At 50.5% G+C, this 20,303-nt stretch carries 19 protein-coding genes; 13 read left to right on the top strand and 6 right to left on the bottom strand.

Features of this window, described 5'->3' with window-relative positions:
* Positions 1–9 precede the first annotated feature (9 nt).
* Positions 10–1,593, top strand: a complete 1,584-nt coding sequence (gene opgE / locus C0K55_RS06725) for a phosphoethanolamine transferase (RefSeq protein ID WP_105266183.1) — start codon at positions 10–12, stop codon at positions 1,591–1,593.
* Positions 1,594–1,643: 50 nt separating this feature from the next.
* Here opgE and ompX read toward each other — a convergent pair whose 3' ends face one another.
* Positions 1,644–2,159 (bottom strand): outer membrane protein OmpX, encoded by a 516-nt coding sequence (gene ompX, locus C0K55_RS06730; RefSeq protein WP_001516050.1) that lies wholly within the window; start codon positions 2,157–2,159, stop codon positions 1,644–1,646.
* A 52-nt stretch (positions 2,160–2,211) separates the two neighbouring features.
* Positions 2,212–2,277 (bottom strand): protein YliM, encoded by a 66-nt coding sequence (locus C0K55_RS25880; protein ID WP_120795379.1) that lies wholly within the window; start codon positions 2,275–2,277, stop codon positions 2,212–2,214.
* Positions 2,278–2,510: 233 nt separating this feature from the next.
* Here C0K55_RS25880 and rhtA point away from each other — a divergent pair, with 233 nt between their 5' ends.
* From rhtA to ybiO, 6 genes are all read left to right on the top strand, one after another.
* Complete coding sequence (rhtA, locus tag C0K55_RS06735) at positions 2,511–3,398, top strand: threonine/homoserine exporter RhtA (RefSeq protein ID WP_105266182.1); 888 nt, start codon at positions 2,511–2,513, stop codon at positions 3,396–3,398.
* A 299-nt stretch (positions 3,399–3,697) separates the two neighbouring features.
* A complete protein-coding gene (gene dps, locus C0K55_RS06740) occupies positions 3,698–4,201 on the top strand; it encodes a DNA starvation/stationary phase protection protein Dps (RefSeq protein ID WP_000100800.1) in 504 nt (167 codons plus the stop codon).
* Positions 4,202–4,603: 402 nt separating this feature from the next.
* Positions 4,604–5,350: a glutamine ABC transporter substrate-binding protein GlnH gene (gene glnH, locus C0K55_RS06750; RefSeq protein ID WP_001516049.1), complete on the top strand. Its 747-nt coding sequence runs from the start codon at positions 4,604–4,606 to the stop codon at positions 5,348–5,350.
* Between the two features lie 108 nt (positions 5,351–5,458).
* Positions 5,459–6,118 (top strand): glutamine ABC transporter permease GlnP, encoded by a 660-nt coding sequence (gene glnP / locus C0K55_RS06755; RefSeq protein WP_001159054.1) that lies wholly within the window; start codon positions 5,459–5,461, stop codon positions 6,116–6,118.
* Positions 6,115–6,837 (top strand): glutamine ABC transporter ATP-binding protein GlnQ, encoded by a 723-nt coding sequence (gene glnQ / locus C0K55_RS06760; protein ID WP_000569100.1) that lies wholly within the window; start codon positions 6,115–6,117, stop codon positions 6,835–6,837. The genes glnP and glnQ overlap by 4 nt, the downstream gene beginning before the upstream one ends.
* A gap of 252 nt (positions 6,838–7,089) precedes the next feature.
* Positions 7,090–9,321, top strand: a complete 2,232-nt coding sequence (ybiO, locus tag C0K55_RS06765) for a mechanosensitive channel protein (protein WP_105266181.1) — start codon at positions 7,090–7,092, stop codon at positions 9,319–9,321.
* Here the strand turns inward: ybiO and rlmF are convergent.
* Positions 9,312–10,238, bottom strand: a complete 927-nt coding sequence (rlmF, locus tag C0K55_RS06770; RefSeq protein ID WP_157942459.1) for a 23S rRNA (adenine(1618)-N(6))-methyltransferase RlmF — start codon at positions 10,236–10,238, stop codon at positions 9,312–9,314. The two genes, ybiO and rlmF, sit on opposite strands and share 10 nt — an antisense overlap.
* 275 nt (positions 10,239–10,513) lie before the next feature.
* Between rlmF and mcbA the strand changes: the two genes are divergently transcribed.
* From mcbA to ybiJ, 5 genes are all read left to right on the top strand, one after another.
* A complete protein-coding gene (gene mcbA, locus C0K55_RS25885; RefSeq protein ID WP_001516045.1) occupies positions 10,514–10,774 on the top strand; it encodes a DUF1471 family periplasmic protein McbA in 261 nt (86 codons plus the stop codon).
* A gap of 263 nt (positions 10,775–11,037) precedes the next feature.
* Positions 11,038–13,320: a catecholate siderophore receptor Fiu gene (locus C0K55_RS06780; protein ID WP_105266180.1), complete on the top strand. Its 2,283-nt coding sequence runs from the start codon at positions 11,038–11,040 to the stop codon at positions 13,318–13,320.
* 211 nt (positions 13,321–13,531) lie between these two features.
* Positions 13,532–14,209 (top strand): PKHD-type hydroxylase YbiX, encoded by a 678-nt coding sequence (ybiX, locus tag C0K55_RS06785; RefSeq protein WP_105266179.1) that lies wholly within the window; start codon positions 13,532–13,534, stop codon positions 14,207–14,209.
* A 73-nt stretch (positions 14,210–14,282) separates the two neighbouring features.
* On the top strand, positions 14,283–14,549 hold the full coding sequence (ybiI, locus tag C0K55_RS06790; RefSeq protein WP_105266178.1) for a C4-type zinc finger protein YbiI: 267 nt from the start codon (positions 14,283–14,285) through the stop codon (positions 14,547–14,549).
* Positions 14,550–14,812: 263 nt separating this feature from the next.
* The gene (gene ybiJ, locus C0K55_RS06795; protein WP_000849310.1) at positions 14,813–15,073 is read left to right on the top strand and encodes a DUF1471 family protein YbiJ; all 261 of its coding nucleotides are present in this window, start codon (positions 14,813–14,815) and stop codon (positions 15,071–15,073) included.
* Positions 15,074–15,295: 222 nt separating this feature from the next.
* On the opposite strand, the gene C0K55_RS06800 is transcribed toward ybiJ, so the two are convergent.
* The 3 genes from C0K55_RS06800 to dinG all read right to left on the bottom strand — a co-directional run bounded on the left by C0K55_RS06800 (position 15,296) and on the right by dinG (position 19,656).
* Positions 15,296–16,369 carry a malate/lactate/ureidoglycolate dehydrogenase gene (locus tag C0K55_RS06800; RefSeq protein WP_105266177.1) on the bottom strand — a complete coding sequence of 358 codons (1,074 nt, stop codon included), beginning with the start codon at positions 16,367–16,369 and terminating at the stop codon, positions 15,296–15,298.
* A gap of 140 nt (positions 16,370–16,509) precedes the next feature.
* Positions 16,510–17,478 (bottom strand): DNA-binding protein YbiB, encoded by a 969-nt coding sequence (gene ybiB, locus C0K55_RS06805; protein ID WP_105266176.1) that lies wholly within the window; start codon positions 17,476–17,478, stop codon positions 16,510–16,512.
* A gap of 27 nt (positions 17,479–17,505) precedes the next feature.
* Complete coding sequence (dinG, locus tag C0K55_RS06810; protein WP_001218667.1) at positions 17,506–19,656, bottom strand: ATP-dependent DNA helicase DinG; 2,151 nt, start codon at positions 19,654–19,656, stop codon at positions 17,506–17,508.
* Positions 19,657–19,775: 119 nt separating this feature from the next.
* On the opposite strand from dinG, the gene C0K55_RS06820 reads away from it, so the two are divergent.
* The gene (locus tag C0K55_RS06820; protein ID WP_072274915.1) at positions 19,776–20,258 is read left to right on the top strand and encodes an NADAR family protein; all 483 of its coding nucleotides are present in this window, start codon (positions 19,776–19,778) and stop codon (positions 20,256–20,258) included.
* Positions 20,259–20,303 lie beyond the last annotated feature (45 nt).

Here is a 20,303-nt window from a genome sequence, read left to right on the forward strand (position 1 = left end):
TAGTGGCATATGAATTTAACCCTCAAAGAATCGCTTGTTACCCGTAGCCGGGTATTTAGCCCGTGGACTGCGTTCTACTTTTTACAGTCGCTATTAATTAATCTCGGCTTAGGCTATCCCTTCAGTTTGCTCTACACCGCCGCGTTTACGGCTATTTTGCTTTTGCTATGGCGGACATTGCCTCGCGTGCAAAAAGTCCTGATCGGCGTCAGTTCGTTAGTGGCAGCTTGTTATTTCCCCTTTGCTCAGGCCTACGGCGCGCCTAACTTCAATACATTGCTGGCATTGCACTCCACAAATATGGAAGAGTCGACTGAAATCCTGACGATTTTTCCGTGGTACAGCTATCTGGTCGGCTTATTTATTTTTGCGCTCGGCGTGATTGCTGTCCGGCGAAAAAAAGAGAGTGAAAAAACGCGCTGGAATAAATTCGACAGCCTGTGCCTGGTATTCAGCGTGGCGACATTTTTTGTCGCTCCGGTTCAAAACCTGGCCTGGGGCGGCGTATTTAAACTGAAAGATACTGGCTATCCGGTATTTCGTTTTGCTAAGGATGTCATCGTTAACAATAACGAGGTAATTGAAGAGCAAGAACGGATGGCGAAACTTTCCGGGATGAAAGACACCTGGACGATTACGGCAGTTAAGCCGAAATACCACACTTATGTGGTGGTGATCGGTGAAAGTGCGCGGCGCGACGCGCTTGGTGCCTTTGGCGGCCACTGGAACAACACCCCGTTTGCCAGCAGCGTTAACGGCCTGATTTTTGCTGATTACATTGCCGCCAGTGGTTCCACGCAAAAATCGCTCGGCTTAACGCTTAACCGCGTGGTCGATGGCAAGCCACAGTTTCAGGATAACTTTGTCACCCTTGCCAACCGCGCGGGTTTTCAGACATGGTGGTTTTCCAATCAGGGACAAATTGGTGAATACGATACCGCCATCGCCAGCATCGCCAAACGTGCGGATGAAGTGTACTTCCTGAAAGAAGGGAATTTTGAAGCCGATAAGAACACCAAAGACGAAGCGTTGCTGCAAATGACCGCTCAGGTGTTGGCGGAAGAACACTCGCAACCGCAACTGATTGTTTTACATCTGATGGGCTCACATCCGCAGGCCTGCGACCGGACACAAGGCAAATACGAAACCTTCGTACAATCGAAAGAAACGTCATGCTATCTCTACACCATGACGCAAACGGACGACTTACTGCGCAAACTTTATGACCAGTTACGCAACAGCGGTAACAGTTTCTCTATGGTTTACTTTTCTGACCACGGTCTGGCCTTTAAGGAACGCGGTAAAGAAGTCCAGTATCTGGCTCACGACGATAAATATCAGCAAAATTTCCAGGTGCCTTTTATGGTCATTTCAAGCGACGATAAAGCGCATCGGGTAATTAAAGCACGCCGTTCAGCCAATGACTTCTTAGGCTTTTTCTCACAGTGGACGGGGATAAAAGCGAAGGAAATTAACATCAAATACCCGTTTATTTCTGAAAAGAAAGCCGGGCCGATATACATCACAAACTTCCAGTTACAGAAGGTGGATTACAACCATCTCGGAACCGATATATTCGATCCCAAATCTTGAGACAAAAAAAATCCGCCCCGAGAGGCGGATTTTTTATATCACCGAAGTGATTAGAAGCGGTAACCAACACCGGCAATCCAGGTGCCTACGTCAACGTTACGAATACGGCTCTGCTCGTAAGAGAAGTCCAGAGCAACGTTTTCGATTGGGTTGAACTGCAGACCCGCACCGTAGGAGAAGCCGTAGTCGCTGGTGTCGTGTTTGAAGGTCGGGTAGTTAGTATCCTGGAATTTACCGTAACCAACACCGACTACACCATAGATGCTCGCCCAGTCATTGATACGGTATGCCGGACCTGCGGTGATGCCGTAGTACTGGGTTTTGTTGTAATCGCCTGCACTGTTAGTACGACTTTTTTCAGTGTAAGTGAAAGAACCGATCACACCCAGCGGGCTGTTGTCTTCTTCATAGCGGTATTTCAGGTTGAAACCGCCCATTTTGTTCATTTTGCCCTGAGCGTCGCTCTGAGCATAACCACCAGTAACGGTAGAAGTAGCAGCTACGGAAGTACCTGCGGTGAAAGCCAGAACTGCGGCCAGTGCTGAAAGACATGCAATTTTTTTCATAACCACCTCAAATGTGATTCAAATAAGTCCTAAGCTTTAAATATATCAAAAATTAATGGGAAACTCTTCGCGATTTGTGATGTCTAACGGGCCATTTCATGTAACAGAACGTTTCCACATGCCGCTATCCATCTAAATTTAAATCATTTTTTCAGTGAATTGCGTAAGTATTACGCATATTTTCACTCTCACTCATCCAGATTATTCCTAATCATCAGACTAATGAGTCAATCAATCCTGGCGCATTTTAGTCAAAACGGGGAAAAATTTTTCAACAAATGCTCAACCAGCCTGCGGTATATCCAGTACACTCCACGCTTTACCTTACTATACAAACTTATGGGAGAAATGATGCCAGGGTCATTACGTAAAATGCCGGTGTGGTTACCGATATTAATATTGCTCGTTGCCATGGCATCTATTCAAGGTGGAGCCTCATTAGCAAAATCTCTTTTTCCACTGGTTGGCGCGCCCGGGGTTACTGCACTGCGTCTTGCTCTGGGGACACTGATTCTTATCGCTTTCTTTAAGCCGTGGCGGCTGCGTTTTGCCAAAGAACAACGGTTGCCACTGTTGTTTTACGGTGTATCGCTGGGTGGAATGAACTATCTTTTTTATCTTTCTATTCAGACCGTACCACTGGGAATTGCGGTTGCGCTGGAGTTCACCGGACCACTGGCGGTGGCGCTGTTCTCCTCGCGTCGTCCGGTAGATTTCGTTTGGGTTTTGCTGGCAGTGCTCGGTCTGTGGTTCCTGCTGCCGCTGGGGCAAGATGTTTCCCATGTCGATTTAACCGGCTGTGCGCTGGCTCTCGGTGCCGGTGCTTGTTGGGCTATCTACATATTAAGTGGGCAACGTGCGGGTGCTGAACACGGCCCTGCAACGGTGGCAGTTGGCTCGCTGATTGCGGCGTTAATTTTCGTGCCAATTGGCGCGTTACAGGCAGGAGAGGCTCTCTGGCTCTGGGCAGTGGTTCCATTGGGTTTGGCTGTCGCAATCCTCTCGACCGCTCTGCCCTACTCGCTGGAGATGATTGCCCTCACCCGTTTGCCGACGCGAACATTTGGCACTCTGATGAGCATGGAACCGGCGCTGGCCGCCATTTCCGGGATGATTTTCCTCGGTGAGATGCTGACGCCGATACAGCTTCTGGCACTCGGCGCTATCATTGCCGCTTCAATGGGCTCCACGCTGACAGCACGCAAAGAGAACAAAATAGAAGAATTAGATATTACTTAAATTTACAATTCTGCATGGTTATGCATAACCATGCAGAATATTCCGCTTTTTTTCACCTGCTACGGCCTTATATATCCGGTTATACAAAAGCATATTTATTCCGAAAGCTTCTGATGAACAAATAAATAAGAATCGTTCTTATCATTACATATAACTTACTGAATTTATATCAGATTTTATTTTTCACGTTTATTACCGCTATTAGTGCGATAGGAACAGCCACAATAGCGAAATACATAGCCGGTGCTATACTTAATCCCGTTAATTGCTGGGACATAACATCAAGAGGATATGAAATTATGAGTACCGCTAAATTAGTTAAATCAAAAGCGACCAATCTGCTTTATACCCGCAACGATGTCTCTGACAGCGAGAAGAAAGCAACAGTAGAGTTGCTAAATCGTCAGGTTATCCAGTTTATTGATCTTTCTTTGATTACTAAACAAGCGCACTGGAATATGCGCGGCGCTAACTTCATTGCCGTACATGAAATGCTGGATGGCTTCCGTACAGCCCTGATTGATCACCTGGATACCATGGCGGAACGTGCGGTACAACTGGGCGGCGTTGCCCTTGGCACCACTCAAGTTATCAATAGCAAAACACCGCTGAAAAGCTACCCGCTGGACATCCACAACGTTCAGGATCACCTGAAAGAACTGGCAGACCGTTACGCGATTGTCGCCAATGACGTACGTAAAGCAATCGGGGAAGCAAAAGATGATGACACTGCGGATATTCTGACCGCCGCTTCCCGCGACCTGGATAAATTCCTGTGGTTTATCGAATCTAACATCGAATAAATCCATCGCTGATGGTTCAAAACTTTAGTACGCAATGAAACGGCTTCCTGACAGGAGGCCGTTTTGCTTTGCTGCCCTTCTTAATGCACTTTTTTAGTGCATTCATCTACCGTTCCCGGCTGAATAAGTAAATTTTTTGTATCCACAACATCACACAATCGTTACATAAAGATTGTTTTTTCATCAGGATTTACGCTAAATGATCATTGTGCTGACTGCACAATTTTAGCGCACCACTTTGGTGCCCCAGAATGGTGCAATCTGGGGGCATTGCCCCATAGATCGTGCAGTAAGATTTCGTCGCATCTCGAAAAATCAACGGGTTGCAAAACTGGCACGATTTTTTCATATATATGAATGTCACGCAGGGGATCGTCCCGTGGATAGAAAAAAGGAAATGCTATGAAGTCTGTATTAAAAGTTTCACTGGCTGCACTGACCCTGGCTTTTGCGGTTTCTTCTCATGCCGCGGATAAAAAATTAGTTGTCGCGACAGATACCGCTTTCGTTCCGTTTGAATTTAAACAGGGCGACAAATACGTGGGCTTTGATGTCGATCTGTGGGCGGCAATTGCTAAAGAACTGAAGTTGGATTACGAACTGAAACCGATGGATTTCAGCGGCATTATTCCGGCATTACAAACCAAAAACATCGATCTGGCACTGGCGGGCATCACTATTACCGACGAGCGTAAAAAAGCGATCGATTTCTCTGACGGCTACTACAAAAGCGGCCTGTTGGTGATGGTAAAAGCCAACAATAACGATGTGAAAAGCGTGAAAGATCTCGACGGTAAAGTCGTTGCAGTGAAGAGCGGCACGGGTTCCGTTGATTACGCAAAAACTAACATCAAAACCAAAGATCTACGTCAGTTCCCGAATATTGATAACGCCTATATGGAACTGGGCACCAACCGCGCAGACGCTGTTTTGCACGATACACCAAACATTCTGTACTTCATCAAAACCGCCGGTAACGGCCAGTTCAAAGCGGTAGGTGACTCCCTGGAAGCTCAGCAATACGGTATTGCGTTCCCGAAAGGTAGCGACGAACTGCGTGACAAGGTCAACGGCGCGTTGAAAACCCTGCGCGAGAACGGAACTTACAACGAAATCTACAAAAAATGGTTCGGTACTGAGCCGAAATAATTATTGCCTTTAATTTATGGCCCGGTGGCCTTTTGCATACCGGGCCTGCGTTTCGCCCAGCCAGTCTTCTGGCTCAGGGTATTTACACCACGGTAACAGGAACAACATATGCAGTTTGACTGGAGTGCCATCTGGCCGGCCATTCCGCTTCTGATCGAAGGCGCTAAAATGACTCTGTGGATTTCTGTCCTCGGTCTGGCTGGCGGCCTGGTGATCGGCCTGGCGGCTGGTTTTGCACGCACCTTCGGTGGTTGGATAGCCAACCACGTCGCGCTGGTCTTTATTGAAGTGATCCGCGGGACACCTATCGTCGTCCAGGTAATGTTTATCTACTTCGCCCTGCCGATGGCGTTTAACGACTTACGTATCGATCCGTTTACTGCGGCGGTGGTCACCATCATGATCAACTCCGGCGCGTACATCGCGGAAATTACCCGTGGAGCGGTATTGTCAATCCACAAAGGTTTTCGTGAAGCCGGGCTGGCGCTCGGTCTTTCACGCTGGGAAACCATTCGCTACGTGATTTTACCGCTGGCACTGCGCCGTATGCTGCCGCCACTGGGCAACCAGTGGATCATCAGCATTAAAGACACCTCGCTGTTTATTGTTATCGGCGTGGCGGAACTGACCCGTCAGGGACAAGAAATTATTGCCGGTAACTTCCGCGCCCTTGAGATCTGGAGCGCCGTAGCGGTGTTCTATCTGATTATTACCCTGGTGCTGAGCTTTGTTCTGCGTCGTCTGGAAAGAAGGATGAAAATCCTGTGATTGAATTTAAAAACGTCTCCAAGCACTTTGGGCCAACCCAAGTGCTGCACAATATCGATTTGAACATTAGCCAGGGCGAAGTGGTGGTGATTATCGGACCATCCGGTTCGGGTAAATCGACCCTGCTGCGCTGCATCAACAAACTGGAAGAAATCACCTCCGGCGATCTGATTGTCGATGGCCTGAAGGTTAACGATCCGAAAGTTGACGAGCGTCTGATTCGCCAGGAAGCAGGCATGGTGTTCCAGCAGTTTTACCTCTTCCCGCACCTGACTGCGCTTGAAAACGTAATGTTTGGCCCGCTGCGCGTGCGTGGTGCAAACAAAGAAGACGCAGAAAAACTGGCGCGTGAACTGCTGGCAAAAGTTGGCCTCGCGGAACGCGCGCATCACTACCCTTCCGAGCTTTCTGGTGGTCAGCAACAGCGTGTGGCGATTGCCCGTGCGCTGGCGGTGAAGCCGAAAATGATGTTGTTCGATGAACCGACATCGGCTCTTGATCCGGAACTGCGCCATGAAGTGCTGAAGGTCATGCAGGATCTGGCAGAGGAAGGTATGACGATGGTGATCGTAACCCACGAAATCGGTTTTGCCGAAAAAGTGGCTTCACGTCTTATCTTTATCGACAAAGGCCGGATTGCGGAAGATGGCAATCCACAGGTGTTGATCAAGAATCCGCCAAGCCAGCGTTTGCAGGAATTTTTACAGCACGTCTCTTAATAAGACACATTGCCTGATGTGCTACGCTTATCAGTCCTACAGAATATATAGCAACTTATTGAAATTGCATAAATTTGTAGGAGCGTTCACGCCGTATTCGGCAAAAAAGCCCGCACGTTATCAGCAACCTGCTTAATATCCCTTCCTCCCTTTCACCCGAAAGGGAGGAACACCAGATTCCTCTCATTTAAAATTCCCCCTCCCCCAGCATCTATACTTATCTTTTTGCTCTATTTTCTCACTGGAGGAGTCATGCGGTGGATCCTGTTCATCCTCTTCTGCCTGCTGGGCGCACCTGCCCACGCGGTATCCATACCCGGCGTTACAACCACAACGACAACGGCCCCAACGACTGAACCGGCTCCGGAACCGGATATTGAACAAAAAAAAGCGGCCTATGGTGCACTGGCGGATGTGCTGGATAATGACACCTCGCGCAAAGAGCTGGTCGATCAGTTACGCACCGTCGCCGCCACGCCCCCCGCGGAACCCGTACCGAAGATCGTGCCGCCAACGCTGGTTGAAGAGCAAACCGTGCTACAAAAGGTGACCGAAGTCAGTCGCCATTATGGTGAAGCTCTCTCCGCACGCTTCGGGCAACTTTATCGCAATATTACTGGCTCCCCACATAAACCGTTTAATCCGCAAACCTTCAGCAACGCCCTTACCCATTTTTCCATGCTGGCCGTTTTAGTGTTTAGTTTTTACTGGCTGGTTCGCCTGTGCGCACTGCCGTTATATCGCAAAATGGGTCTGTGGGCGCGGCAGAAAAATCGTGAGCGCAGTAACTGGTTACAGCTTCCGGCGATGATTATCGGTGCGTTTATTATCGACCTGCTGTTACTGGCACTGACATTATTTGTCGGTCAGGTTTTAAGCAACAACCTGAATGCGGGCAGCCGCACCATTGCTTTTCAACAGAGTCTGTTTCTCAATGCTTTCGCCCTGATTGAATTTTTCAAAGCTGTTTTACGCCTGATTTTCTGCCCGAACGTTGCTGAACTGCGTCCATTCTCTATTCAGGATGAGAGTGCCCGCTACTGGTGCCGCCGCCTTAGCTGGCTAAGCGGCCTGATTGGTTATGGACTGATTGTGGCTGTACCGATTATCTCAAACCAGGTGAATGTGCAAATCGGGGCACTTGCGAACGTCATCATCATGCTGTGTATGACGGTGTGGGCGTTGTATCTGATATTCCGTAATAAAAAAGAGATTACCCAGCATTTGCTCAACTTCGCGGAACACTCACTGGCCTTTTTCAGTCTGTTTATTCGTGCTTTTGCGCTGGTGTGGCACTGGCTGGCAAGCGCCTATTTTATCGTGCTGTTTTTCTTCTCGTTATTTGACCCAGGAAACAGCCTGAAATTTATGATGGGCGCGACGGTGCGTAGCCTGGCGATTATTGGGATCGCGGCGTTTGTTTCCGGTATGTTTTCTCGCTGGCTGGCAAAAACCATTACCCTTTCGCCACACACTCAGCGTAACTATCCGGAACTGCAAAAACGGCTGAACGGCTGGCTGTCGGCGGCGCTAAAAACGGCACGTATTCTGACAGTGTGCGTAGCGGTGATGCTACTATTCAGCGCCTGGGGACTGTTCGATTTCTGGAACTGGCTGCAAAACGGCGCGGGGCAGAAAACGGTGGATATCCTGATCCGCATCGCTCTCATCCTTTTCTTCTCGGCAGTTGGCTGGACGGTACTCGCCAGTTTGATCGAAAATCGGCTGGCTTCGGATATTCATGGTCGCCCGCTGCCCAGCGCCCGCACGCGTACCCTGCTGACACTGTTTCGCAACGCGCTGGCGGTGGTAATCAGTACCATCACCATTATGATTGTGTTGTCGGAAATTGGCGTCAATATTGCGCCGCTACTGGCAGGAGCCGGAGCGTTAGGGCTGGCGATTTCCTTCGGTTCGCAAACGCTGGTGAAAGATATTATTACCGGGGTGTTTATTCAGTTTGAAAACGGCATGAATACCGGAGATTTAGTCACCATCGGGCCGCTGACCGGCACGGTTGAACGCATGTCGATTCGATCCGTGGGCGTGCGCCAGGATACCGGGGCTTATCACATTATTCCGTGGTCCTCGATAACCACCTTTGCCAACTTTGTCCGCGGCATTGGCTCTGTGGTGGCGAATTACGATGTTGATCGTCATGAAGATGCCGATAAAGCCAATCAGGCGCTAAAAGATGCCGTGGCGGAAGTGATGGAAAATGAAGAAGTTCGCGGGCTGATTATCGGTGAACCTAACTTTGCCGGAATTGTTGGCTTAAGCAATACCGCGTTTACACTGCGTGTTTCGTTTACCACGCTGCCACTCAAACAGTGGACAGTACGTTTTGCCCTCGACAGCCAGGTAAAAAAACATTTCGACCAAGCGGGTGTTCGCGCACCGGTACAGACTTATCAAGTGCTGCCTGCTCCGGGCGTTACCCCGGCAGAACCATTACTACCGGGAGAACCGACACTTCAACGCTGACGATTGGCAAAACGACGACGCTGTTCGTCGTTCATAAAGGTCCAGGCAATGAAGCGGCTCTGCTTTTGCCCCTGGGCCATCTCTTTTTTGACCACTTTTACCGCGCCAACATCCGTCAGAGCACGATACAACGGCGGTAAGTTTTCGCCACGAGAAACCAGCGAGGTGAACCACATTACCTGCTTCGCAAAGCCTTTACTCTCTTCAATCATCTTTTTGATGAAAGCCACTTCACCGCCTTCGCACCACAGCTCCTGCTGCTGACCGCCAAAGTTCAACGCATCGTCTCTGTTTAATCCGAGATTACGCCGTTTGCGCTCGCTACCAGCACGCGCTGCCGCGGCAGAGTCGTGGAACGGCGGGTTACACAAGGTTGCGTCATATTGCTCATTTTTATGGATAATGCCGTTAAAAATAGCACTATTCTCTTTTTGCCGACGCAGGCGGATGGCGCGGTTAAGCCCCGGATTGGCGCTGATGATCGCCTGCGCGCTGCTTAACGCCTGATTGTTAGTTTCAGTACCGGTAAAACGCCAGCCATATTCATGTACGCCAATCAGCGGATAAATACAGTTCGCGCCAACGCCGATATCCAGAATGCTGGCACTGGCCGGAATTGTTCCGGTCGCCTCAGCCAGTAAATCGGCAAGATGATGAATATAATCCGCCCGGCCAGGTACTGGCGGACACAGAAAACCGTCAGGAATATCCCAGTTCGCCACGGCATAAAAATGTGCCAGCAACGCCTTGTTGAGCGCCTTCACCGCCAGCGGATTGGCGAAGTCTACGCTTTGCTCACCGGCAGGGGTAAGCGTGAGAAATTGCTTCAGTTCAGGATTCACCTGACAGAGCGTGGCGAGATCGTAGCGGCTGTGATGACGGTTGCGCGGGTGCAACCCCGGTTTCTGGGCGGACATAGCATTCTCCTTTAAGCAGCGGCGTAAGATACCCGCATAACGCGGCAGGGTAAATATCTGGCTGCGTTTAACATGACTCAAAACCTTAACCTGACTGCATTTTTCAGCAATTCACCATAAAAATCAGTACCCTGCATGTCATTGATTTGTCTGGTTTTGTAAAAATATATCGTTCAAAAAACAAGCACATCTCTGTCAATTTTTTGCGTCATTCTCATCACGCAGGAGACCTACACTTATCAGGCACTACTCGTTGTATTTATGAGGATGTCATTATGAAAAAGTGCCTCGCACTACTGCTTGCCACCGTCCTGAGCGGAATCACCTTCACGGCTTATGCCGCGCAACCTCTGAGTAACCAGGACAGCGGTCAACTACGGCCAGCCGGAACCGTTTCGGCAACCGGTGCATCTAACCTAAGCGATCTGGAGGAAAAACTGGCAGAAAAAGCGCGCGAACAAGGCGCGAAAGGTTATGTCATTAATTCCGCAGGCGGAAATGATCAGATGTTCGGTACTGCAACCATCTACAAATAACCACACCAACGCAACTGCATTCGCCTCTGGATGCAGTTTTCGCCTGTTTTGTAAGCAAAAAACATCAAATATGAACACAATGTAAATAAATGTATTTATTTTTCACGCAATGGGTGATAGAAAATCGCGCCAGGTGATAATGCTTATCAAAATTATTATCACTTCAAGATTACTATTACGGGATTAACAGTGGCATCGCATCCGCAGAGATGCTTTCTCGTGATAGTGAAAATTTAAACATATAAGAAAAAGTCACCTGCCAAATGGAAAACAATCGCAATTTCCCTGCCAGACCCTTTCATTCGCTCACGTTCTTTGCTGGCCTTTGTATCGGCATCACGCCTGTGCCACAGGCTCTCGCCGCAGAAGGGCAACAAAACGCTGATGATACACTGGTTGTCGAGGCATCGACGCCTTCGCTTTATGCGCCACTTAAATCTGCCGATCCAAAATTCTCCCGCCCGGTCATCGATACCACCCGCACAATGACGGTGATTTCTGAACTGGTGATAAAAGATCAGGGCGCAACCAACCTTACTGACGCGCTAAAAAACGTACCTGGCGTGGGCGCATTTTTTGCCGGTGAGAATGGTAATTCCACTACCGGCGACGCCATTTATATGCGCGGTGCGGATACCTCTAACAGCATTTATATTGATGGCATCCGCGATATTGGTAGTGTCTCACGTGACACTTTCAATACCGAACAGGTGGAAGTCATTAAAGGCCCATCCGGCACCGATTACGGACGCAGCGCGCCGACGGGTTCGATCAATATGATCAGTAAACAGCCACGTAATGACTCTGGTATTGACGCCTCTGCCAGTATTGGTAGCGCCTGGTTCCGTCGCGGCACACTGGACGTCAATCAGGTGATTGGTGACACCAGCGCAGTGCGCCTGAATGTGATGGGCGAAAAAACGCACGATGCCGGGCGCGATAAGGTTAAAAATGAACGTTACGGCGTCGCCCCTTCCGTGGCATTAGGCCTCGGTACGTCGACGCGTTTGTATCTCAACTATTTACACGTTACCCAGCACAACACGCCGGACGGCGGCATTCCGACCATTGGTTTGCCGGGTTATTCCGCACCTTCTGCAGGAACGGCGGCACTGAACCATTCCGGTAAAGTGGATACGCATAACTTTTATGGTACGGACTCCGATTACGACGATTCGACCACCGATACCGCCACTATGCGTTTTGAACATGACATCAGCGATAACACCACCATTCGTAATACCACCCGCTGGTCGCGCGTGAAGCAGGATTATCTGATGACGGCGATTATGGGCGGAGCATCGAATATTACCCAGCCCACCAGCAATGTGGATAGCTGGACGTGGTCACGTACGGCGAATACTAAAGATGTGAGTAATAAAATCCTCACCAACCAGACTAACCTGACGTCGGCGTTCTATACCGGTTCAATCGCCCATGATGTCAGTACCGGCGTGGAATTTACCCGCGAAACGCAGACCAACTACGGCGTTAATCCGGTGACGTTACCGCCGGTGAACATTTACCATCCTGACAGCAGCATTCATCCTGGCAGTCTGACGCGCAACGGTGCCAATGCTAACGGTCAGACAGATACCTTCGCGATTTATGCCTTCGATACGCTGCAAATCACCCGTGATTTTGAGCTGAACGGCGGGATCCGTCTGGACAATTATCATACTGAATATGACAGTGCTACCGCCTGCGGCGGCAGTGGTCGCGGTGCCGTCACCTGCCCAACTGGCGCGGCAAACGGTTCTCCGGTCACCACCGTCGACACCGCCAGGTCAGGCAATCTGGTCAACTGGAAAGCCGGGGCGCTGTATCATCTGACGGAAAATGGCAATGTCTACGTCAACTATGCTGTTTCCCAACAACCGCCTGGCGGCAGCAACTTCGCTCTTGCACAGTCTGGCAGCGGTAACAGCGCCAACCGCACCGACTTTAAACCGCAAAAAGCGAAGACCAGCGAAATTGGCACCAAATGGCAAGTGCTGGATAAACGCCTGCTACTAACTGCCGCGCTGTTCCGTACCGATATCGAAAATGAAGTTGAGCAAAACGACGACGGGACTTACTCGCAGTACGGTAAAAAGCGCGTCGAAGGCTATGAGATTTCCGTGGCTGGAAATATCACTCCCGCATGGCAGGTGATTGGCGGATATACCCAGCAAAAAGCGACCATTAAAAATGGTGCGGACGTGGCTCAGGATGGTTCGTCATCACTGCCGTATACGCCAGAACACGCCTTTACCTTATGGAGCCAGTATCAGGCAACGGATGATATCTCCATTGGTGCAGGCGCACGCTATATCGGCAGTATGCATAAAGGTTCTGACGGCGCGGTGGGAACTCCGGCGTTTACTGAAGGTTATTGGGTTGCCGATGCCAAATTGGGCTATCGCGTCAATCGCAACCTCGATTTCCAGTTAAACGTCTACAACCTGTTTGATACCAATTACGTGGCCTCGATTAACAAGAGCGGCTACCGCTATCATCCGGGCGAGCCAAGAACCTTCCTGCTCACCGCCAATATGCATTTCTGATTCAGATATGGGGCGCAGGGCTTACTAAGATTGATGGCGAGAACAGGACTGCCTGATGCGCTGCGCTTATCAGGCCTACAAGGTTGTGCAACACGTTGAGTTCACATCATTTGGTAGGCCGGATAAGGCATTCACGCCGCATCCGGCATGAACAAAGCACCTGCTGTTAAAAATCGGTGTGGGGTGAAGCCCCACTTTTTGGAGAACTTGTATGATGTACCACATTCCCGGCGTGTTATCGCCACAGGACGTCGCGCGTCTTCGTGAACAACTGGAACAAGCCGAATGGATTGATGGTCGTGTCACCACTGGCGCGCAGGGCGCACAAGTTAAGAGCAATCAGCAAGTGGACACCCGCAGCGCGTTATATGCCGCATTGCAAACTGAGGTGTTTAACGCGGTTAACCAACATGCTCTGTTCTTTGCCGCTGCCTTGCCGCGTACCCTATCCACGCCGCTGTTTAATCGCTACCAGCACAATGAAACCTATGGTTTTCATGTGGATGGCGCAGTACGCAGTCATCCGCAAAACGGCTGGATGCGCACAGACCTTTCTGCGACGCTGTTTTTGAGCGATCCACAAAGCTATGAAGGCGGCGAACTGGTCGTCAATGACACCTTCGGGCAGCATCGGGTAAAACTCCCGGCAGGCGATCTGGTGTTGTATCCTTCGAGTAGCCTGCACAGCGTAACGCCCGTCACGCGCGGCGTGCGGATGGCCTCGTTTATGTGGATCCAGTCGATGATCCGCGATGATAAAAAGCGCGCCATGCTGTTCGATTTGGACAACAACATTCAGTCGCTGAAAAACCGCTTTGGTGAAGGTGAAGAAATCCTGTCGCTACTCAATCTTTATCACAATCTGCTGCGAGAATGGTCGGAGATATGACAATTGAACTGCCAGAGTTTGTCCCTATATTAGCTACACTTAATTGTACAAGCATTGATATGGGGAGGACGATATGGCATCCGGTTGGGCTAATGATGACGCCGTCAACGAACAGATCAACAGTACAATTGAAGATGCGGTTGCCCGCGCTCGGGGTGAAATCCCGCGTGGTGAAAGCCAGTATGAATGTGAAGAGTGCGGTGCTCCCATCCCGCAGGCCCGTCGGGAAGCCATTCCTGGCGTACGTTTATGCATCCACTGCCAGCAGGAGAAAGATTTACAAAAACCTTCTTATACAGGATATAATCGCAGAGGCTCGAAGGACAGCCAGTTACGTTAACTACAACTGGCATGGAGTACAGCAAGTATAATTTGCATTTTGCGTGGCATTCCGTGCCTTTAACGCAGCCGTAACTGACACGCGGTACAAAATTGAATCATAAGCACGACAAATAGATGAATTATCAGCATCTTAGATATCAATCAATTTATTTGAACAAGGCGGTCAATTCTCTTCGATTTTATCTCTCGTGAAAAAACGTGATACTCATCACATCGACGAAACAACGTCACTTAAACAAAATCACCTGCGAGAGATTAATTATGAAAACTATCAATACTGTTGTTGCTGCTATGGCTCTTTCAACTCTGTCATTTGGCGTGTTCGCGGCACAACCGGTAACGGCATCCCAGGCACAAAGCATGAATAAAATCGGCGTAGTTTCTGCCGATGGCGCATCCACCCTCGACGCGCTGGAAGCAAAACTGGCAGAAAAAGCTGCGGCGGCTGGTGCCAGTGGATACAGCATTACTTCTGCCACCAACAACAATAAATTAAGCGGAACTGCGGTTATCTATAAGTAATTCACAGGTCGTATAAGGTGTTTACGTCGCATCCGGCAACAAGTGCCTGATGCGACGCTACCGCGTCTTATCAGGCCTACAAAATCCGAACCGTTGACCGGCATCCGGCAAAAGAATTTCCCTGTCTGTTTACCGACAGACGCATGTGCTCTAACCCTCATTGATCCTATGTTACCCTTGTTTGCCCGTCCGTCACTGGACGGGCTTTTTTTCGCTGGCTGACTATTGGCAGAAAGTCTGCAACGTCGCTTCTGGTACACCAATTTGCCGCGCCGCGTCACAAATCGCCTGCCAGCTCCCGGCATCTAACGGGATCCCCAGCTCCTGCCGTTCACGGCGCATATTCACTTCCCATTCGCCTGGCAGCAAAATCGGCTTATCTTCATCATGCGGCGAAGCTTTCACCCACTCGGCAAAGGCTTCGGTCTGCTCTGCACAATCTGGCGCGCCGAACAATTCCGGGTTAACGATGATGGTGGTCATACAGTTAAGAATGGTATCGGGGCTGGTTTGTAACGTTTCCTGATGGGTCGTTTTGCCGCCGGAAAGCGCACCACCAAGAATTTCGCACATCGCCGCCAGGGCATAACCTTTATGTTCGGCAAAGGTCAGCAGTGACCCCAACGGTGACTCCTGCATCACTGCCGGATTGGTCGTCGGCACGCCGTTAACATCAATCAGGCAGCCTGGCGGTACGGGCACACCTTTATGCCAGGCGACACGGGTTTTGCCAAATGCAATGGCGCTGGTGGCATAATCAAGCAACAGCGGGAAGTTATCCTTTCGTGGAAAGACCACGCAGAACGGATTGGTGCCGAAGCGACGATCGTGACCATGGAACGGTGCCACCATCGGAATCCCCACTACGCTCACAAAGTGAACAGAGACAAACCCCGCCGCTGCGCACTGTTCCGCCCAGTAACCGATACGCCCGATATGATGAGAGTTACGCAGTGCCACAGCAGCAATTCCGTGCTGACGCGCTTTTTCAATGCCAAGTGTCATGGCCTCGTACGCCGCCACCTGACCGAATGCACGATCGCCATCAAGCGTGACCACTGCCCCCGCATCTTTGACAATTTTAGCGTGATGGTTGATTTGCAAAGAACCCAGTCGCCAGGAATGCACATAGCTCGGGATCATGCCAACCCCATGTGAATCATGCCCTGCCAGATTTGCCGCAATTAAATGATCTGCTACTAGTTTTGCTTCCTGTTCCTCGCTACCCATCTGACGAAACACAGTCAGAATAAAGTTGTGCAGCGTCCGGGCATGAAAGCGATGACCACTTGCCATAGTTAACTCCTGTTTATGTTATATGCCTGTTGCTTTTTTATGCTGCGCGCCGCACGCGGGAAGGTCAATAAATATGCTGCAATTTCATGTTGCTGTGGAGTAAAGGCCGGATGACGCTCATCATCCGGCAGGGGGAGAAATTAAAATGATTGCTTAACGCGCGCCAGGCCATCGCTAACGGATGCCACTTCGCCCGCCGCCACCAGGCAGCAAGCCATCTGGATTTTTAGTGATTTGGGAATCGGTTCGCTGCCTGCCAGACAACGCTCAATCCACTTCGCGGTGGTTTCCGGGTCTTTTGCTTCTGGCAGTATCAGTAGCTCACTGCCTGCATCGTCCTGTTTTTCATACAGCACCCGCGTTCCTTCGCGATCAATCAGATTGATTTGCGGACAGCGTTGCGGATTTGCATACACTTCGCCTTCGGTGCCGTGCATTAACAGCGCCCTCCCACCGATGTCGTTAAAGAATTTCGCCACCCGCCCGACATATTCCGGATGCGAAACACTGGAAAGACGCAGCGCATCACCTTCAGCAAATGGCGTCGCCAGTTTCGCCAGCGTATGCGCACTGTTACGCACGCCCATCCGCCAGCGCATCGCCAGTTGTTTTTCCAGCGACGGGCAAAACGCGCCTACAGGCATAAACACAGGTTGATGTTCGTCGAGCTTCGCCTGCGCCTGGCCGCCGTGCAGCGTTGGCGTAATCCCCATCAGTTCGAAAATGGTTTCGCTCAGCACGCGGGTCGGATCTTCGCTAACACCGTGAACCACTACTGGAAAACCGAGTTTGTGCAGCAGGATCGCCAGCAATGGCGTCAGGTTGGCCTGTTTCCGTGCACCGTTGTAACTGGGAATAACAACAGGAATCGGCTTGCCAACAGGGGGCGTCAACTTGATGGTGTGATTTTGCATGGCTTCGTAAAAGCCGAGCATCTCTGCTTCCCCTTCCCCTTTGATACGCAGCGCCATCAATACGCCGCCCAACTCAAGGTCAGGTACTTCACCGTTGAGCATATGGGCATACAGGCCGCGCGCCGTATCCTGGTCTAAATCGCGCGCATGGTTTTTGCCGCGCCCGATCTCTTTGATGATTTTGCGATAGTCCATTTATGACTCCTTACCTGACTCACATCATTAACGCCGCCGACGGCGTGGGGATTTTGCTTTTTCTTTCTTTTTAACTATACCTTCAGGGACTTCTGGTTGCTCAATCGGAAACACCGGTAAGGCATCAAGTAACCGCTTGCCGTAGTTTTTGGTTAACAAGCGTTTATCATAAATCACCACTTCACCCCAGCAACTGTGGCTTCGAATCAGACGCCCAACTTGCTGAATCAGGTTAAACGAGGCGCTCGGCAGGCTTTGTACCTCAAAGGGATAACGATTAAGACTTTTTAGCCATTCGCCTTCGGTGATCACCACCGGGCTGTCGATGGGGGGAAAGGCGATTTTATGAATATGCACCTGACTTAGCAGGTCACCTTTCAGATCAAGGCCTTCGGCAAAAGACTGTAAACCTACCAATACACTGCGCTCACCGTTAGCAACGCGTTTACGATGCAGTTCAACTAAGCGGTAGCGAGGCTGATCGCCCTGCACCAGCAACATCAGACGTAAATCCGTCACATAGTCGAGAAATCGCTGCATCGCCCGCCCGCTGGCAAACAACACCAACATGCCGAGATGTTTTTTGCTCTCTACCTGCTCACGGAAAAAGGCCGCCATTTCGGCAATATGCTGCTCTTCGTTGTCAATGGACGGTTCATAACGCATCTGCGGAATGACAATTTTGCCCTGTTCGCAGTGGTTGAAGGGGGAATCCAGCGCCACAAAGCGATCGCCCGCTTTCTCTTTCAACCCACTCATCTCCTGCAAACGCGAAAAACTGTTCAGCGAACGCAAGGTTGCAGAAGTGATAATAATGTGCGGAATACTGCGCCACAGCAGCCTTTCGAGTTGATCGCTGACGCGGATCCCCACACAGTGAAACCAGAGATGTAGCTGCCCGTCGCGTTCTTCCCGCGTCGCCCATTTGGTTACCGGCGCACCAGAAGATTGCGCCAGAGACGCCAGCCGCCAGAGTTTGCTCTGCGCCTCAAACATCCCCAGCGCGCGGTTCATCTGCAAAATCAGTCGATGCAAACGCACAATGTCATGGCTACCGGTTTTCTCACTTAAATCATTGAGGAATAACTCAGCCAGACCACGCAGCATCTCGGTCAGTTTTGCCAGCCGCTGGCAGATCTCCAGTACTTCATCCGGCAATTCGCCCATAGCAAAACGGTGCTCTGCCTCTTGCCCGGCAGGCATATAGAGATTGAGGATGTTGTTTAAAGAGGCGATAAGCTCATATAACTCTTCACAATGCGCATTCAACCGTTCAGGGATCGCCAGCGGTGGAATGGTCTTCGGGCGAAACTGCTCCATGCAGGTGGCGACCAGTTTTGTGAACAGATCCAGTTGTAGCCGATACCAGGGTGCAGTAATTTCCGCGCTCATTTCCAGCGCATCCCGCGCCACGTCCGGCAGGTGATGACCTTCATCCAGCACCAGCAGCAAATTTTTCGGTTCTGGCAATACCGCTTCGCTTTCCATCGCCGCCATCACCAGCGCATGGTTTGCCACTACCACTTCCGCTTCCTGAATTTCCCGGCGGGCAACAAAAAACGGACATTCGCGGTAGTAATAACAGTTACGGTTGAGGCAACTGGCTTTGTCGGTACTCAGACGACGCCAGAGATCGTCATCAATGGCGATATCAGTGTGATCGCGCAGGCCATCCCATTTATAAGTATCGAGATCGCCCTTCAGCTTTGCACAACGTTTTTGTTCTTCCTGATTGTTCGGTGTCAGTTCATCGTCGAGAAACGCGAGCAGATCCTGTTGTGTGGGTTCGGTACTGGCAAGCGCCGTCAGGTTACGCGGGCAAACGTAGCGCCCACGCCCGAAAGCGGCGGTGAATTTTAGATCGGGAATGATCTTTTTCAGCAGCGGCAAATCTTTGCTGTAGATCTGATCCTGCAACGCCACGTTAGCGGTACTCACCACCAGCGTTTTTTGCTCTTCGCGGGCAATGGCGATGCCGGGGATCAAATAGGAGAGCGTTTTCCCAACGCCGGTGGGGGCTTCAATCGCCAGATGCCGCCCTTCTTCTCCGGCCAGTGTTTTGGCGACATCCGCAATCATCTGCCGCTGCGGCGCACGGGGAATAAAGTCGGGGATCTGTTCCTGAAGCGCCTTATACCAGGCGGCAATTTGCGCTTTAAGCGCGGCGGTTAATGCCATGAGAAAACCTGAAATACTGTATAAACAGCCAATATTGTGGCATTTTTCAGTTTTCAGGGGTAATGATTTTTCTGTTTCTGGAAAGTGGCTCGCAATAACCGCCAGGATAATACGGTCTAATTCCTGTTCGACAACAAAGGATTCAACACGTCATGCAAGACACCATCATAAATTTCTACAGCACCAGTGACGACTACGGGGATTTTTCTAACTTTGCCGCCTGGGCCATCAAGATTGACGGCAAAACCTGGCCCACCTCAGAACACTATTTTCAGGCACAAAAGTTCCTTGATGAAAAATACCACGAAGAGATCCGCCGGATTTCCTCACCCATGATCGCCGCGCGTATGGGGCGTGACCGTTCTAAGCCCCTGCGTAAAAACTGGGAGTCGATAAAAGAAGAGGTGATGCGCAAAGCGCTTCGCGCTAAATTCGAACAACACGCAGAACTGCGCGCGCTCCTGCTGGCAACCGCGTCAGCGAAACTGGTTGAGCATACGAAAAATGATGCTTACTGGGGAGATGGCGGTAATGGTCAGGGTAAGAATCGCCTGGGCTACCTTTTAATGGAGCTGCGCGAACAATTGGCTGCGGAGAAGTAACGCATCGGGTGGCTTGTGGGCGGTAAAACAGAGAAATCTTTTTGC

Origin of the sequence: Escherichia sp. MOD1-EC6098 (assembly GCF_002965865.1) — a bacterium.
Classification (GTDB): domain Bacteria; phylum Pseudomonadota; class Gammaproteobacteria; order Enterobacterales; family Enterobacteriaceae; genus Escherichia; species Escherichia marmotae.

Excerpts from the sequence above, each read along its gene's own strand:
- opgE (WP_105266183.1), top strand. The coding sequence starts at position 10 with ATGAATTTAACCCTCAAAGAATCGCTTGTTACCCGTAGCCGGGTATTT.
- ompX (WP_001516050.1), bottom strand. The coding sequence starts at position 2,159 with ATGAAAAAAATTGCATGTCTTTCAGCACTGGCCGCAGTTCTGGCTTTC.
- rhtA (WP_105266182.1), top strand. The coding sequence starts at position 2,511 with ATGCCAGGGTCATTACGTAAAATGCCGGTGTGGTTACCGATATTAATA.
- dps (WP_000100800.1), top strand. The coding sequence starts at position 3,698 with ATGAGTACCGCTAAATTAGTTAAATCAAAAGCGACCAATCTGCTTTAT.
- glnH (WP_001516049.1), top strand. The coding sequence starts at position 4,604 with ATGAAGTCTGTATTAAAAGTTTCACTGGCTGCACTGACCCTGGCTTTT.
- glnP (WP_001159054.1), top strand. The coding sequence starts at position 5,459 with ATGCAGTTTGACTGGAGTGCCATCTGGCCGGCCATTCCGCTTCTGATC.
- ybiO (WP_105266181.1), top strand. The coding sequence starts at position 7,090 with ATGCGGTGGATCCTGTTCATCCTCTTCTGCCTGCTGGGCGCACCTGCC.
- rlmF (WP_157942459.1), bottom strand. The coding sequence starts at position 10,238 with ATGTCCGCCCAGAAACCGGGGTTGCACCCGCGCAACCGTCATCACAGC.
- mcbA (WP_001516045.1), top strand. The coding sequence starts at position 10,514 with ATGAAAAAGTGCCTCGCACTACTGCTTGCCACCGTCCTGAGCGGAATC.
- C0K55_RS06780 (WP_105266180.1), top strand. The coding sequence starts at position 11,038 with ATGGAAAACAATCGCAATTTCCCTGCCAGACCCTTTCATTCGCTCACG.
- ybiX (WP_105266179.1), top strand. The coding sequence starts at position 13,532 with ATGATGTACCACATTCCCGGCGTGTTATCGCCACAGGACGTCGCGCGT.
- ybiI (WP_105266178.1), top strand. The coding sequence starts at position 14,283 with ATGGCATCCGGTTGGGCTAATGATGACGCCGTCAACGAACAGATCAAC.
- ybiJ (WP_000849310.1), top strand. The coding sequence starts at position 14,813 with ATGAAAACTATCAATACTGTTGTTGCTGCTATGGCTCTTTCAACTCTG.
- C0K55_RS06800 (WP_105266177.1), bottom strand. The coding sequence starts at position 16,369 with ATGGCAAGTGGTCATCGCTTTCATGCCCGGACGCTGCACAACTTTATT.
- ybiB (WP_105266176.1), bottom strand. The coding sequence starts at position 17,478 with ATGGACTATCGCAAAATCATCAAAGAGATCGGGCGCGGCAAAAACCAT.
- dinG (WP_001218667.1), bottom strand. The coding sequence starts at position 19,656 with ATGGCATTAACCGCCGCGCTTAAAGCGCAAATTGCCGCCTGGTATAAG.